Annotated in this window: 9 protein-coding genes; 6 read left to right on the forward strand and 3 right to left on the reverse strand. The window is 44.9% G+C overall.

Annotation, left to right across the window (positions count from 1 at the left end):
* The first annotated feature begins 66 nt into the window (after window positions 1-66).
* Window positions 67-1,470 (forward strand): ATP-dependent protease ATPase subunit HslU, encoded by a 1,404-nt coding sequence (gene hslU, locus AHMF7616_RS00085; protein WP_115371028.1) that lies wholly within the window; start codon window positions 67-69, stop codon window positions 1,468-1,470.
* Between the two features lie 326 nt (window positions 1,471-1,796).
* On the opposite strand, the gene AHMF7616_RS00090 is transcribed toward hslU, so the two are convergent.
* From AHMF7616_RS00090 to AHMF7616_RS00100, 3 genes are all read right to left on the reverse strand, one after another.
* Window positions 1,797-2,663: a DUF2911 domain-containing protein gene (locus tag AHMF7616_RS00090; protein ID WP_115371029.1), complete on the reverse strand. Its 867-nt coding sequence runs from the start codon at window positions 2,661-2,663 to the stop codon at window positions 1,797-1,799.
* 163 nt (window positions 2,664-2,826) lie between these two features.
* Window positions 2,827-4,662 (reverse strand): ABC transporter ATP-binding protein, encoded by a 1,836-nt coding sequence (locus AHMF7616_RS00095; RefSeq protein ID WP_115371030.1) that lies wholly within the window; start codon window positions 4,660-4,662, stop codon window positions 2,827-2,829.
* A 551-nt stretch (window positions 4,663-5,213) separates the two neighbouring features.
* On the reverse strand, window positions 5,214-6,092 hold the full coding sequence (locus AHMF7616_RS00100; RefSeq protein WP_115371031.1) for an inositol oxygenase family protein: 879 nt from the start codon (window positions 6,090-6,092) through the stop codon (window positions 5,214-5,216).
* 152 nt (window positions 6,093-6,244) lie between these two features.
* Here AHMF7616_RS00100 and AHMF7616_RS00105 point away from each other — a divergent pair, with 152 nt between their 5' ends.
* The 5 genes from AHMF7616_RS00105 (at window position 6,245) to AHMF7616_RS00125 (ending at window position 15,086) form a co-directional block, all read left to right on the forward strand.
* Window positions 6,245-7,255 carry a LacI family DNA-binding transcriptional regulator gene (locus AHMF7616_RS00105; protein WP_115371032.1) on the forward strand — a complete coding sequence of 337 codons (1,011 nt, stop codon included), beginning with the start codon at window positions 6,245-6,247 and terminating at the stop codon, window positions 7,253-7,255.
* A 525-nt stretch (window positions 7,256-7,780) separates the two neighbouring features.
* Entirely contained in the window at window positions 7,781-9,295 is a 1,515-nt protein-coding gene (locus AHMF7616_RS00110) for a beta-N-acetylhexosaminidase (RefSeq protein WP_147275580.1), read from the forward strand.
* Window positions 9,277-9,639, forward strand: a complete 363-nt coding sequence (locus AHMF7616_RS00115; RefSeq protein WP_158546062.1) for an FN3 associated domain-containing protein — start codon at window positions 9,277-9,279, stop codon at window positions 9,637-9,639. Before AHMF7616_RS00110 ends, AHMF7616_RS00115 begins: the two co-directional genes overlap by 19 nt.
* 409 nt (window positions 9,640-10,048) lie before the next feature.
* A complete protein-coding gene (locus AHMF7616_RS00120) occupies window positions 10,049-11,320 on the forward strand; it encodes a Gfo/Idh/MocA family oxidoreductase (RefSeq protein WP_115371035.1) in 1,272 nt (423 codons plus the stop codon).
* A gap of 337 nt (window positions 11,321-11,657) precedes the next feature.
* Window positions 11,658-15,086 carry a DUF1080 domain-containing protein gene (locus AHMF7616_RS00125; protein ID WP_115371036.1) on the forward strand — a complete coding sequence of 1,143 codons (3,429 nt, stop codon included), beginning with the start codon at window positions 11,658-11,660 and terminating at the stop codon, window positions 15,084-15,086.
* Window positions 15,087-15,089 lie beyond the last annotated feature (3 nt).

Raw genomic sequence — 15,089 nt, forward strand, 5'->3', positions numbered from 1 at the left:
TCTTCTACTATTACTAAAATTTAAAAAAATACTCCCGCCAGGAGATCTATTCTGGAACCTACCATTATGCTAGATACCACCCAATATTTAACCCCGGTTCAAATTGTAGCCGAACTAGATAAGTACATAATTGGGCAGCACGAAGCCAAACGCAACGTAGCCATTGCATTGCGTAATCGCTGGCGCCGGATGCACGCTGCTGCCGACATGCAAAACGAAATAGTACCCAATAATATATTAATGATTGGCGCTACCGGCGTAGGTAAAACCGAAATTGCCCGCCGTTTAGCCAGTATTGCCGATGCGCCATTTACCAAAGTAGAAGCTTCTAAATTTACCGAAGTAGGCTACGTGGGCCGCGATGTAGAAAGTATGGTGCGCGATCTGGTAGAACAATCCGTAAACATGGTAAAAACCCGCCGGAAAGAAGAAGTAAAATCACAAGCGGCCCAAGCCGTAGAAGATATTATTCTGGATGCTTTAATTCCGCCCATAACTACTACGCCCGCTAAGCCATACGCCGGATTTTCTTCGGTGAATGATGATAGCCAGATGCCAGACAGCGATCAGGAATTAAACGAACGGACGCGCGAAAAATTTCGGGTCAAAATCCGGAATGGCGAACTCGACGACCGGAAAATAGAAATAAAAGTACAGCAGAATAGCTCCACCGGCGTGGGCGTTTTAGGTCCTGGCATCGACGAAGCTTCCATGATGAATATTCAGGAAATGATTAGCGGCATGATGCCCAAGAAAACCCGCAAGCGCAAAGTAAGTATTGCCGAAGCTCGTAAAATTTTACTGGAAGAAGAAGCCGTAAAGCTGATTGACATGGACGAAGTAAAAGAAGAAGCCATCCGGAAAGCGGAAAATGCCGGCGTAATTTTTATTGACGAAATTGATAAAATTGCTTCGGCGAGTAATAAAGGCGGGGGCGGCCCCGATGTAAGCCGTGAAGGCGTGCAACGCGATCTATTACCGATTGTGGAAGGCAGCACGGTTAGTACCAAATACGGCGTTATTAAGACTGATCATATTCTGTTTGTGGCGGCCGGTGCTTTTCACGTGGCTAAACCTTCAGACCTGATTCCGGAGCTACAAGGTCGTTTCCCGATCCGGGTAGAACTGAACAGCTTAACTAAGGAAGATTTTTACAGTATTCTCAAATTTCCGAAAAACGCCTTAACCAAGCAGTACGAAGCCTTGCTGCAAGCCGAAGACGTAGAATTAACTTTTTCGGATGATGCCTTACACAAAATTGCCGAAATTGCTTTTGAAGTAAACGCCGAAGTAGAAAATATCGGTGCCCGCCGTTTACAAACGGTTGTAAGCCAATTATTAAACGAATTTTTGTTCGATGTGCCCGATAAGATTGGGGCTAACGCTAAAATAATAATTACCGCCGAAATGGTAGATGAGAAATTATCCGGTATGGTGAAGAACCGAGATTTAAGTCAGTATATTTTATAAAATAGTATTGTTATTATAAGTTGCTGCTGTAGCAAAAAAGCTCCTGTATGTATCAGGAGCTTTTTCTATTACACATATATATGTTTTTTGAATTTAGTATATGTTAAGTGGCTATCGGCAATTAAGTCTAGAGTGCCCCGGAGTTCGTGCTGCCTATTCCTGGACAATAACCGGATGCTATCCCAAATTTAGTTCGGAACGCAGACTATGGATAAAGTAGACCGTAGGGCAATAAAAATTTAAAAAAACGCAAAAGAAAGGCCGCTGATAAAACCAGCGGCCTTTCTTTTTCAAGTGAAGATCCGGATAAATTTAAGCATCGGCTTTTACTTGGCTTTGGCCCATTCGGCCATTACTTGTTCGTTCATGCGCACATAATCGTCGTTTTTAGCCGCCTTGGCTAGTTCAATCGATTTTTGCGCAGCGGCAGTAGCCCCTTTAAAATCTTTGGCCCGGGCCTGGATTTTAGCCTGCGTATGCATATTCCAGAATTTAGGATCCTTTTCGTTAGCTTTTTTAATCCACTCCAAAGCCAGTTTGTTGTCTTTATTATTTTCGTAATAATAGCTGGCGGCAGCGGCGTACATATCGGCACTTACGTTTTGGCCGTTGATCACCTGCTCCTGAATTTGCTTCATTACTTTGCTTTCTACCTCGGTAACTACTTTAAACTTAACCGAAGTATTTTCCCAGAGTATTTCTACGTTGGCCGTAGCCGGTGTCAGGTCCGAGAAGTTAATGGTAAAAGTTTCGGTTCTATTGGTGAGCCGGATGGGTTTTACGGTAAAACGGGTTACATCTTCGGTGGTTTTATACTCGTTGGTGTTGCCGCCCAGCGTTAAATTTTTGTTTAATACAATGGTCCACTCGGCTTCATTCGGAATAGTATAAAGGGCGTATTCGCCGGCCGGTACTTTGTTGCCCTGCACGGTTACATCGTCTTTAAAGGTAATTTTAGTAGTGCCATTGGCACCAGTACGCCAAGCTTTGCCAAATGGTAAAATGCCACCAAAAATTTTGCGTCCTTTAGCGCTGGGCCGCGAGTATTCTACGGAAATAGTGGTAAGACCAACCCGTTGGCTAACAGTGCCTAGCGGACTGGCTTGCGGTGTTTCTAACTGGGCAAAGGCAGCGCTCGTAGAAAGCAGGCAAGCCAACATAACCGACACACATCCGGTAATCAAATTTTTCATTTTAAAAAAAATTAATGGTTTAGGTATTCAGATTTAATTGTAAAAATAAGAAAACTCCTGGTAAGGCGAACGCTTTTTTAAAGGATATGTAATCCGACAGCTTTTTAAAAAAATAACCAACTCAGCATTGGGTTGGTTATTTCGGGCAAGTTTTTTTAAATTTTTAGCTTAGTTCAAACTGTAACCGGAGCAAGTTCGCGTACAAGCCATTCTCGTTTAAGGATAATTCTTCGTGGGTGCCTTGCTCTACGATGTGGCCGTTTTCGATTACCATTATTTTGTCGGCTTTGCGGATGGTAGATAGCCGGTGGGCAATAATAATGCTGGTGCGGCCTTTCATGAGTTCATCCATAGCCTGCTGTACCAGTTTTTCCGACTCGGAGTCCAGCGAACTGGTAGCTTCGTCGAGGATTAAAATAGCCGGATTTTTTAAAATGGCCCGGGCAATAGCAATCCGCTGCCGCTGACCACCCGATAATTTAATGCCGCGTTCGCCCACTAGCGTATCGAGCTGTTCCGGGAAAGACTGGATGAATTGGTAGGCATTCGCTTTTTTAGCCGCCTGGATAATTTCTTCTTCGGTGGCATGGGGCTTGCCATAAGCAATATTTTCGCGGATGGTACCGCCAAACAATAAAACTTCCTGGGGCACAATGCCGATGTTCTGCCGCAGTGCCGTTAAATTTAAATGATTGATATCGGTTCCGTCGATGCGGATGTGACCACCTTTTAGATTGTAAAACTTCATCAACAAAGCCACAATGGTTGACTTACCAGCTCCGCTGGGTCCTACTAAAGCCACTTTCTCACCCGATTGAATCTGAAACGAAATAGCCTTTAACACCGCAATATCGGGGCGGGTCGGGTAGGAGAAAGCCACCTGATCGTATTCAATATTGCCTTCTACCACTAAGCTGGGCACCGGTTGGTTAGCTTTAATCGTAGGTTCTTCGGGTTCATCCAGGATTTCCAGGATACGGTCGGCGGCTCCCAAAGAAGTTTGCACTTTGCCGTACATATCGCCTAAACCACCTACCGAAGCGCCAATAAACACGGTGTAAATAATAAACTGCACAAGCTGCCCTATGGTTAATTGCTGGCTTTCTACTAAAGAAGCCCCAAACCAAAGTACCAGGATAACACCGCCAAACAGGCCGATAATGATAAAAGATACAAAAGCGCCGCGAAAATACGACGCTTTTAAGGCATTGCGTACGGCATTGGATAAAGATTGCTTATAACGGGCAATTTCAAAAAGCTCGTTGGTAAACGCTTTTACTACGTTTATCGCTTGCAGCGTCTCTTCCACGATAACATTGGTTTTCCCTATTTCTTCCTGGGTAGCTTTGGAAAGTTTTTTAATGCGCTTCCCGAATACAAAGGCCAGTAAAACCAACACCGGAAAAGTACCCAACATAAACAGCGATAGCTTTACCGAGATAATCATAATCAAAATAACGCCCACTATCAGGGTTACCAATTGGCGAAAAAGCTCGGCCAAAGTAATCGAGAAGGTATCTTGTACCTGCGCAACATCGGAGGTAATGCGGCTGGTAATTTCGCCGACCCGTTTTTGCTCGAAGAAGGGAATAGGCAGTACCACAAATTTAGAGTACAGCGCCCTCCGGATATCGGCTACGGCAAACTCGCTTACCTGAGCAAAAAAGTAAATCCGGAAAAACGAGAAAATACCTTGCAGCAGAATAACCCCGAATAAGCCAAAGGCAATCCAGTTGATATTAGCCAGGAAATAATTACCATTATCGGAAGCCGCACCCGTAGCCGAATCTACTAACTGACCCGTAAGCGCCGGGAAAATCATAAAAGTAGAACTCGATAAGGCTAGAAAAATCAAACCTATTATAAATTTACCTTTGTAAGGAAGCGTGTATTGAAAAATACGAAGGCCTTTCTGGAAGCTTTCTTTGTTGAGTGGTTTTTTGCCGGAGGTTGAGTCGTCAGTACTGCTGGTTCTTCCCCCGAATCCGCGTTTAGCCATTAAATAAAAGTCTGCTGATAGTATTACTTATTAAACACGAAGTACGTGTAAATCGTTTGCAAAGGTAGGTATTCTTAGCTAAGTAGAATTTTAAATTTTTTCCGGAGTTTGCTACCTGAATCAAAGAAAACAAACTTTTTAGTTTAGTTTTAGGGATTCACCTTGCTCAGTAAAAGTTAACTCAAGTAATTAAATCTTATCACTTTAAAAAGAGTAGACACGGTAGCTATAAGTAACTAACGCCAGTTTGGCTCAGGAGGGCCTTCTGAGGTTGTGGTGCCGGAGGCATTCCGACGGAAGCAGGAAAACAAGCTTAGACAGCCCGGAAGAGCCAAACGGGGCCCGCCGGCCACGAGGCAAACTTGAAAGTTGCAAATTAGGCAGCGCCAGAGCCTGGAGACTTGAAAAGGCTCCACAGAAAAGCCGTTGATTTCTTATGTAAGTTTTACACCAAACAAGTTGTTGTGAAATAGAGTTAACTGTAGCATCTTTTAAAAAACAGAAGCCTCTCCACAATTCTATGAAGAGGCTTCTGTTTTATAAGGAAAAATTTAAAATTTTAAGGTAGCCGGTAAATATTTCGCTACTAAATCTTCGTAATAAGGCCGCAACTCCGTCCAGTTAGGTGGGGTTGAGTTTTTGGAATATAAATCGTACGGGTTAAAAAGCTGCACGTATTTAAACATCTCATGATCATGTGCATCCAGTAAATGGTCGTAGGCATTCTCGCGGTGTTGTGGGTAAAAAGAATGGTAGCGGAGCATGTACAAAGCGGGCTCCGGCAAGTAATCTTTCATCATGTGGTATACGTACTCGTCGTGGCCCCAGGATAAATGCACGTTGCGCAAACCACAGTTAGGCTCGTATACGCCGTATTTGGTGTTAAACCTTGGATCGTTAATGTCGGGATTATCTTTGAAAAACTCGGGATACACAATTTTATCCGAGAAAGCACAACCTACCGGAAACGTATCTCCTACTACCGCCCATTGGGGCTCGCCGAATAAGCAAAGCACTTTTCCCATGTCGTGCATTAAACCTACCATTACCATCCAATCGGGGTGGCCATCCGCCCGAATCGCTTCGGAAGTTTGCAGCAGGTGTTGCATTTGGTCTAAGTCCGTGTCCGGATCGGAATCATCTACCAACTGGTTTAAGAACTGAAAAGCTTCCCACACCGGCATTTCTTTTTTATCAAAACGCAGGAAATCTTTTTCTTTTTCCAACACAAAGTCGTAGCACTGGTAACGGTGGTTGAGCCGGTAGAATTCTTTAACGGTATCCCGCACCGGCGCTTCGTAGTTACGGTAAGCTTCGGTGGCTTTGCCTTGGGCAATATCTTCCGGATCGGGGTAACGTTCGAGCAAGTTTTCTTCCCACTCTTCTAAGCTATCCAGCGGATTTAAGATGGTTTTTTCCGTTGCGTTCATATTTGTAGTAGATTTTTAAAATAATAAGTGGTTGTTGCGTTGCTTTTGCTAATTTACTAAAAAATAAACCTAGGTTATGGTTAGCATCAGGTTTATTTACGCAATCGTTTGCCTAAAACGAAATCCGCCACCCGGCTAATACCGGAATTAATATGGAGAAAGTAACCCTGAAGCAAATAGCCAAAAGACTTAACCTGTCGGCTTCTACTATTTCCAGAGCTCTACAGGATAGCCACCAAATAAGTCCGCAAACTAAGCAAAAAGTGCTAGAACTGGCCACGGAGCTTAACTTTGTACCCAACTACCACGCCAGCGGTTTACGAAAAAAAGTAAGTAAAACCATTGCGGTGGTTATTCCGGAAGTAGCCGATAGTTATTTTGCCCAAGCTATTAACGGTATTGAAGCCGTAGCGCAAGAGCAAGGCTTTCATGTACTAATTTATCTCACCCACGAAAGTTTTTTAAAAGAACAGGCTATATTAAGAGAATTACAAAACGGCCGGGTAGATGGAGTATTACTCGCTATTACCGCCGAAACTTCGCATAATCGGCATATTCGGGAATTACTGAACCGGGGCATGCCATTAGTTATGTTCGACCGGGTTTGTGAAGATATGGAAACCGCTAAAATTATCACCAACGATCTGGAAAGTAGTTACCTGGCAACTAGGCATTTAATTTCTTGCGGCTGTAAACGGGTGGCTTTATTATCGGCTTCTAACAGTTTAGCTATGAGCGCTAACCGGCTGGCAGGTTACAAAAAAGCGTTACAGGAACAAGGTCACCCTTTCCGGCCCACCGATGTAATTGCCTGCTCTAAAGCCGAAGATGTTAACTATTTCTTTATAAAGACTTTACTAAGCAACGCACACCGGCCAGATGGAATTATCGCTACTGTAGAAAAGCAGGCTACCAGTGTGTACCAGGTATGTCAGGAACTAAATTTAAATATTCCCCAAAAGGTAAAAATAGTTGCATTTTCTAATTTACAATCGGCGGCTTTTCTCAATCCATCTCTTACCACTGTTATGCAACCGGCTTTTGATATGGGTAAAGCTGCTGCCGCCAATTTATGCAAAGTGTTAAAAAGAAAAAATTTAAATATACTGCCGGAAACCCAAGTGCTACCCTCTGTTTTGCATATCCGGAATTCTACTGGCTGAGCGCCGTTCCGGATTTAACACGGAAGATTAGTAGTTCCTCGGCCTGGTACGCTGGGACAATGCCGCTGAAGTTTTAATTGCCTAATGGGTTGAAAATTTAAAAAAAACATTTAAGCAAGGCCACTTGCGGAAAAAGCAAAGTCAAATATTTGCCAATTTCACAAACGCAGGTTGGGAGCAAAGGAAAGCAGTGTGTTTAAGCACAATCTGCTGTAAACATAACCACAATCTGCTGTAAACAAAAATTGAATGCTGAATAAGATATTACCTAAAATTTAACTATAAAAGAGTAAGCAGATGTTTGCGTTTACTCTTTCGTTATAATTTGTTTTAGAGCCTAAAATATCCAATAAAAGATGCTTTTTTTAAATTTTTTACTTTTTTGATCAGGTGTGTTCGGTAACAATTATAAAATATTTAAAATAAGTTATTTAATCTCTGCCGCAATAATTTTTAAATCCATTAAAACAATCGTTAAATTTGTTAGATGCCTGGTGCATTCCTTTTACTTACCTTACCTCCTTCATGAAAAAAAAAGCTTACCTGTTCCTGATCTTTTCCTGGATCAGTTTTTTGCCTGCGCGTGCACAAACTCAAGAAATTCCGGCCAGTAACCTCGGCTTAGTTCCTTTACCTTTAGAAGTTAAAGCCTACGAAGGAAAATTTAGTTTACCCGCGAAAATTGTTATTGCTGCTAAAACTCCCGACGAACAAAACGTAGCCGGCTTTCTAAAAGATTATTTTGCGGTGTTGGGTAAAGTAGTTACCATAACCCCGGACGCCAGCTTAGCCACCGTAAATTTAAAAATTGGTGCCATTACCAGTAAAAATCCCGAAGCGTATCAGCTCACTGTAAACCAGTCGGGAGCCAGCATTACGGCTTCGGCCGGGGCCGGTTTATTTTACGGCGCCCAAACCCTGATGCAACTTTTACCGCCCACGGCTCAGGAAAATATTGCTATTCCGTATGTGCGTATTATCGATGAGCCCGCTTTTAAATGGCGCGGCAACATGTTAGACGTAGCCCGGCATTTCTTCCCGGTAGCTTTCGTTAAAAAATACATCGATAACTTAGCCGCTTATAAGATTAATACTTTTCACTGGCACCTCACCGACGACCAGGGCTGGCGCGTGGAAATTAAAAAATACCCGAAACTCACGCAGATCAGTGCCTTCCGGAACGAGAGTTTAGTGGGGGCGCAGCAACTGATGAAAAAGCCCGAAGATTTTAAATACGACGGCATTCCGCACGGAGGCTTTTATACCCAGGAAGAAATTAAAGACGTGGTGGCCTACGCCCAAAAACGCTACATCACCATTGTGCCGGAGATAGAAATGCCCGGTCACTCCGTGGCCATTTTGGCGGCTTATCCCGAGTTGGCCTGCAAGCCCGGTCCCTACCAAACCCGCACTTTATGGGGAATTTCTGAGGATATTGTGTGCCCTTCCGAAGAAACTTTTCAGTTTTTTGAAAACGTGTTAGCCGAAGTAGTGCCTTTGTTCCCGGGGAAATACGTGCACATTGGTGGCGACGAAGCGCCTAAAGACCGCTGGCGCGAAAGCGACCTGGTTAAAGGCATCATGAAAAAAGAAAAACTGAAAGATGTAGAACAAGTGCAGGGTTGGTTTAATAACCGCATCGAAAAATTTTTACTGGCTAAAGGCAAAAAGTTAATCGGCTGGGACGAAATTCTGGAAGGCGGTATTTCGCCGAAATCGACGATTATGAGCTGGCGCGGCGAAAAAGGCGGCATCGAAGCTGCTCGCCACGGCAACGAAGTAGTTATGTCGCCGGCTTCGCATTTGTACCTGGACCACGGCCAGAATCCGGTGCCGCACAGCCCCGTTGAACCTTTAATGATTGGCGGCTACTTGCCTCTGGAAAAAGTGTACAGCTACAACCCGCTTTCGAGTGAACTCACGCCGGCACAGCATAAGTATATCCTGGGCGTGCAGGCCAACCTATGGACCGAGTACATCCCGGCCCCCGAAAAAGCAGAATACATGTTGTTCCCCGCATTATGGCTCTATCCGAAGTAGCTTGGACACCTTACACTAAGAAAAATTACGCCGATTTCCTGCAACGCTTAGGAAAGCAGTTTCCACGCCTCGACGCTAAAAACATTAAATACCGCGTGCCGGAACCAATTGGTTTAGATTCTACCAAAATTGTAAAACAAGGCGATAAAGCTACTATTACGCTAACTTCCATGGTGCCGGATGCTCAAATTCGTTACACCCTGGATGGAACCATACCCAACGAAACCGCTGATTTATATACCAAACCTTTGGCTTTACCAATTAATCGCAACTTAAAAATCCGGGCTATTACCGTTACGCCAAAGGGCCGACTAAGGGTGCCAGCGGAAGTAGTTATCCCTTAATAGACCCTTAATTTAATGTATACAAAATCTAAACAGCGCAAAAGAGTTACCTGGTAACTCTTTTGTGCTGTTTAGTAAAATATTTCTGAAATTTAGATACTCCCGAAAGTACGTTAAGGGAAATAATCTTCAGTATTTACTTTTCAACCCGCTAAACACTTACTCGCTCATAAAAAATTTAAAAAATTAACGGTTCCCAGTCATCAACTTAATCGATTAAGGTGTCTTTATTTAATAGTATCCTTTGGGGGAGTAAAGGGCCAATCAATTTTGATGCAAAGCCGATAGTTTGTTTGCCCGCGATAAATACCAGGACTGATTTTTTATCTAATCCCATATTATTTAGTTAGTTATATTGAACAGAATTTAAGAATTTTAAAAATCTCAAATTAGTAACCCTAATCTTATTATGACTCCAGACAAAGCAAATGCAAGGCGGAAGTTCCTTAAAACTTCAATCGCGGCGCTCGCGGGTATCACCATTGTGCCGCGCCATGTTTTAGGCGGTAAAGGCTACCTGGCGCCGAGCGATCACTTAACCAAAGGTATTATTGGCGTGGGTTCCATGGGCCGGGGCCACATTCCATATGCGGGTACCAAAGTAGTAGCTATTTGCGATGTAGAACAAAATCATATAAAATTGGCGCTGGATAAAATTGGCAGCACCGTTAAAACATTTTCGGATTACCGCGAGCTGATTCAGTTGCCCGAAGTAGATATTGTACACGTAGCTACCCCGCCGCACTGGCACGGCATTATGGCCGCCGATGCCGCCCGGGCTGGGAAAGATGTGTGGTGCGAAAAACCCATGACCCGCACCATTGGCGAAGGCAAACGCGTAGTAGAAGCCGTGCAGCAACATGGCCGTATTTTCCGGTTAAACACCTGGTTCCGCTTCGAAGATATGTTCTACGGCATGCGTACGCCGGTGAAACCGATTAAAAAACTAGTAGAAAGTGGCTTGTTAGGTTGGCCGTTAAAAGTTACCGTAGGCGCTACCACTGGTTACGATTGGAAATTTTACTGGGTAGGCAAAACCAGCCTCGATCCGATGCCCGTACCATCCACTTTAGATTACGATGCCTGGTTAGGACCGGCTCCTTATAAACCATACAACCCGCACCGCGTGCACCAAACTTTCCGGGGATATTGGGATTACGATGGCGGCGGCTTGGGCGACATGGGCCAGCATTACTTAGATCCGGTGCAGTATTTCCTGGGTAAAGACGATACCAGCCCGGTTTCCGTGGAGGTGGATGCTCCGCAGCAACACCCGGAAGCGGTAGGAACCTGGCGCCGGATTACTTATACCTACGCCGATGGTTGCCAGATTATTCTGGATGGTGAAGGCAAAGACACCAATGCCGCTTACATCGAAGGACCTAAAGGTAAATTATATCCTGGCTTTAAATCTGATATTCCGGACTTAGAGAAAAAACTGGCGGCTTTCCCGGATCCCCAACCACAGGTTACCGACTTTGTAGACGCCGTTAAAAACCGCAAAAAGTTTGCCTTGAACGAAGAAAACGGTCACCGTTCTTGTACCATAGTGAACATGGGATTAGCCGCTTTAAAACTAGGCCGCTCGCTGAAGTACGATCCGGTAAAACAAGTTTTCATCGACGACGATGCCGCCAACCGCCTCATCGATCAACCCATGCGCGCCCCGTTTGTGATCTAGGAAAGTTAAAAGGACACTCCTTTGTGAGCTTATCACATTAAAAATTTAAAAAATCAACCACCCTTGCCCCTCCTAAGCTTAGGAGGGGAGTTTTCAAGGTAATCTTTCAATATTATATTAATTGTTTTTAGAGCTATGAAATAAGTAGCCTTTGCCCAGTGCAGATCTGGACGATTTTGTGTTTGAGCGGCAGCGAGTTGAAAATCGTCTTGACTTTTTTGGTTCTTTTTGTGTCAAGACAAAAAGAACAAAGACCTGAGCAATGAAACAACTCAGCTAGTAATTAAAACTACTGAGCTATTACAAGACTCATTTTTGAATCAATATACCGTTATTCATGAAAAAATTACCCTTATTATTACTTTCCTCCTTACTACTGTTGGGCAGTGTTCAAGCCCAGACCAAAACCGATAACCGGACTACTTCTACCCGGATTGCCGATGTTCTGGCCATGTTCCCGGCGCAGAATGCGGAGCAATTAGCTACCAACATGAACGAGGTAGTCGCTTTGGGCGAAGCCGGCCTGGTAGATATGGCCAAAATGCTGGTACCTCCCGGCCAAGGCGATAACACGAAAGTGCAATACGCCTTAGCGGGCTTTTCGTATTACGTGGCCCAGGGTAACCGCGAAAACCTGCGCGCTATGACCGCCAACGCCTACGTGAAAGCTTTGGACCAGGTAACCGACCCAGTTAACAAAACTTTTTTAATTTTTCAGCTGCAAATGGTCGGGAAAGACGAAGCAGTGGCGGCTTTGGTTAAAAATTTAGGCAATGATCAGATATGCGGTCCGGCTGCCCGGGCTTTGGTTAAAATAAATACCGCCAGCGCTAAGTCGGCTTTGTTGACGGCTTTATCGCAAGCCCAGGGCAGTTGCCAGTTATCGTTAGTAGAAGCCTTAGGCGATTCCAAAGACGCCGCGGCAGTATCCGCTATCAGCAAAATAGCCAGTAGCGCCAGCGATCCTAAAGCTAAGAAAGTAGCGCTGTTTGCCTTGGCGAACATTGGAGATCCGTCGGCAGAACCCGTATTAGCCGCTGAAGCCGAAAAAGCGGGTTATGCATACCAGAATGCCAATGCTACCGCTGCTTACTTACGTTGGGCCGAAACCATGCTGGCCGCTGGTAACAAAGCGCCCGTAGAGAAAATGGCGCAAACCTTAATTAGTAGAGCAACTCAGGAAAACCAGGTGCCTACCCGCATTGCCGCTTTAAATTATTTAGTAGACGTGCAGGGCGAGCAAAGTTTACCAACTTTGTTAGACGCGGTAAAAGATAAAAACCAGGCTTACCGGGTAGCGGCTTTAAACCGGGCGGTAGAATTTAAAAATACCGGCACCGACCAATGGCTAACCGCTTTGAAAAAAGCCGATCCGGCGGCCAAAGCCGATATTATTAACATGCTGGGTCGGAAAGGCGATGCCGCGGCATTACCCGCTATTTTAAAAGCAACCAAAAACAAAAACAGAAATATTAAAGTAGCCGCTATTACCGCTGCGGGTAAAATAGGGCAGGAGGGAGCTTTGCCGGCTATTTTAAAGGCCATGCGCAAAGGCGATTCTACCGTGGTAAAAGCAGCACAAACCGCTATTCTTACCACTAAAGGCACTAACGTTGTGCCACAGGTAAGCCAGGCATTACCCAAAATGAACGAAACAGCGCAAGCCGCTTTACTCGAAGTTTTAGGTTCCCGCAAAGCGACCGAACAAATTAACGTAGTACTGGACGAAGCCAAAAGCAAAAATCCGGCGGTAGAGCTGGCCGCTTTAACGGCTTTAAAGGACATGGCCGCTCAAGAGAATCTTTCTTCTTTGTATCCTTTATTACTAGCTGCTGATCGCCCGGAAGAAGTAACTGTGATGCAGGAAGCCATCTACAACGCCGTAAAAGGAGAAAGCGATAAAGCTAAGCAAACCGAAACCATTCTGCAGCAAATGGGGCAGGCTCCTGCGGATAAAAAAGCCTTGTACTACGCGGTTCTGGCCAAAATTGGCGATAAAAAAGCGTTACAAACCGTAGTAGCTGATTTTAAATCCGGTAACGAGGAAACCAAGAAAGCGGCTTTCGCGGCTTTAGGTACCTGGTCCGATTTCAGCGCGGCCAATGAATTATACAACATCGCCCAAACTGATCCCAATTCACCTTATTTCGACCAAGCTTTACGCGGTTACGTGAAGCAGGTAAGTTCCGCTAAATTTCCGGCCGAGCAAAAGCTATTACTTTTAACTAAAGTAATGGACATTGCGAAAACCAGCGAACAAAAAAGCGTTATCCTGCGCGAAGTAGGCAAAAGCCCCACCTATTTAGCTTTACAACTAGCCGGTAAGTACCTCGACGATGCCGCTTTAAAGCAAGTAGCCGCCGATGCCGTTACCAGTATTGCTTTGGGCAACAAAAATATCTACGGTCAGGATGTCCGGGATTTGCTGAATAAAGCCATGAGCGCCATGCAAGGTGCCGAAGTAGAATACACCAAAGCCAACGTCCGTAAATTAATCGACGAAATGCCGAAAGAAGCCGGTTTTGTATCGCTATTTAACGGCAAAGATTTAACTGGCTGGAAAGGCCTGGTAGCCGATCCTATTAAACGGTCTAAGATGGATGCGAAAACCTTAGCCGCTGCCCAGCAAAAAGCCGACGAGCAAATGCGTCAGGACTGGCAGGTAAAGAACGGCGAAATCGTGTTTGTGGGCAAAGGCTACGATAACCTGACTACGGTTAAAAAATACGGCGATATCGAAATGCTGGTGGATTGGAAAATCTACGACGATGGCAAAAAACAAGGTGACGCCGGTATTTACCTGCGCGGCACGCCGCAAGTGCAAATGTGGGACACGGCCCGGGTGAAAGATGGCGCTCAGGTTGGGTCTGGCGGTTTGTACAATAATAAAGTAAACCCCAGCAAACCTTTGAAAGTAGCTGATAATCCTTTGGGCGAATGGAATAACTTCCGGATACTAATGCAAGGCGACCGCGTTACCGTGTACCTGAACGGTGAGCTAGTTACCGACAATGTGATTTTGGAAAACTTCTGGGATGCTAAACTGCCGATATTCTCCGAAGAACAAATTGAACTGCAAGCGCACGGTTCGCCGGTAGGTTACCGCAACCTGTACATCCACGAAATTCCCCGTCCGAAGCCTTATGAACTAAGCGCCGCCGAAAAGAAAGAAGGCTTCAAGGTTTTATTTGATGGTACCAACATGCACGAGTGGCAAGGCAATACCACCGATTATACCATTGAGAAAGGTACTATGGCGGTTTCACCGAAACCGGGCAGCCGCGGTAATTTGTACACCAAAGAAGAATACAGCGATTTTGTTTTCCGGTTTGAGTTTCAGTTAACACCCGGCGCGAACAACGGTTTAGGTATCCGGGCTCCCATGGAAGGCGACAATGCGTACAACGGTATTGAATTACAAATTCTGGATGATGGCGCCGATATTTACAAAGCCTTAGAGAAATACCAGTATCACGGTTCGGCGTACGGCGTTTTGCCAGCCAAACGCGGCGCCTTAAAACCAGTAGGCGAATGGAACTACCAGGAAGTAATCGTACAAGGCCCTAAAATTAAAGTAATCCTGAACGGTACCACCATCCTGGACGGCGACTTAACCGAAGCCCGCAAAAACGGCACCCTAGATCATAAAGATCATCCGGGCATTCACCGCAACTCAGGTTACATTGGCTTCCTGGGCCACGGTTCAACGTTAGCTTTCCGCAACATCCGGATTAAAGATTTAAGCAAGAAAGTAGCCCTTAAATAAAAC

Source organism: Adhaeribacter pallidiroseus (assembly GCF_003340495.1).
In the GTDB taxonomy this organism is placed as follows: Bacteria; Bacteroidota; Bacteroidia; order Cytophagales; family Hymenobacteraceae; genus Adhaeribacter; species Adhaeribacter pallidiroseus.

Coding starts and splice junctions, on each gene's coding strand:
- hslU (WP_115371028.1), top strand. CDS start 67: ATGCTAGATACCACCCAATATTTAACCCCGGTTCAAATTGTAGCCGAA.
- AHMF7616_RS00090 (WP_115371029.1), bottom strand. CDS start 2,663: ATGAAAAATTTGATTACCGGATGTGTGTCGGTTATGTTGGCTTGCCTG.
- AHMF7616_RS00095 (WP_115371030.1), bottom strand. CDS start 4,662: ATGGCTAAACGCGGATTCGGGGGAAGAACCAGCAGTACTGACGACTCA.
- AHMF7616_RS00100 (WP_115371031.1), bottom strand. CDS start 6,092: ATGAACGCAACGGAAAAAACCATCTTAAATCCGCTGGATAGCTTAGAA.
- AHMF7616_RS00105 (WP_115371032.1), top strand. CDS start 6,245: ATGGAGAAAGTAACCCTGAAGCAAATAGCCAAAAGACTTAACCTGTCG.
- AHMF7616_RS00110 (WP_147275580.1), top strand. CDS start 7,781: ATGAAAAAAAAAGCTTACCTGTTCCTGATCTTTTCCTGGATCAGTTTT.
- AHMF7616_RS00115 (WP_158546062.1), top strand. CDS start 9,277: ATGGCTCTATCCGAAGTAGCTTGGACACCTTACACTAAGAAAAATTAC.
- AHMF7616_RS00120 (WP_115371035.1), top strand. CDS start 10,049: ATGACTCCAGACAAAGCAAATGCAAGGCGGAAGTTCCTTAAAACTTCA.
- AHMF7616_RS00125 (WP_115371036.1), top strand. CDS start 11,658: ATGAAAAAATTACCCTTATTATTACTTTCCTCCTTACTACTGTTGGGC.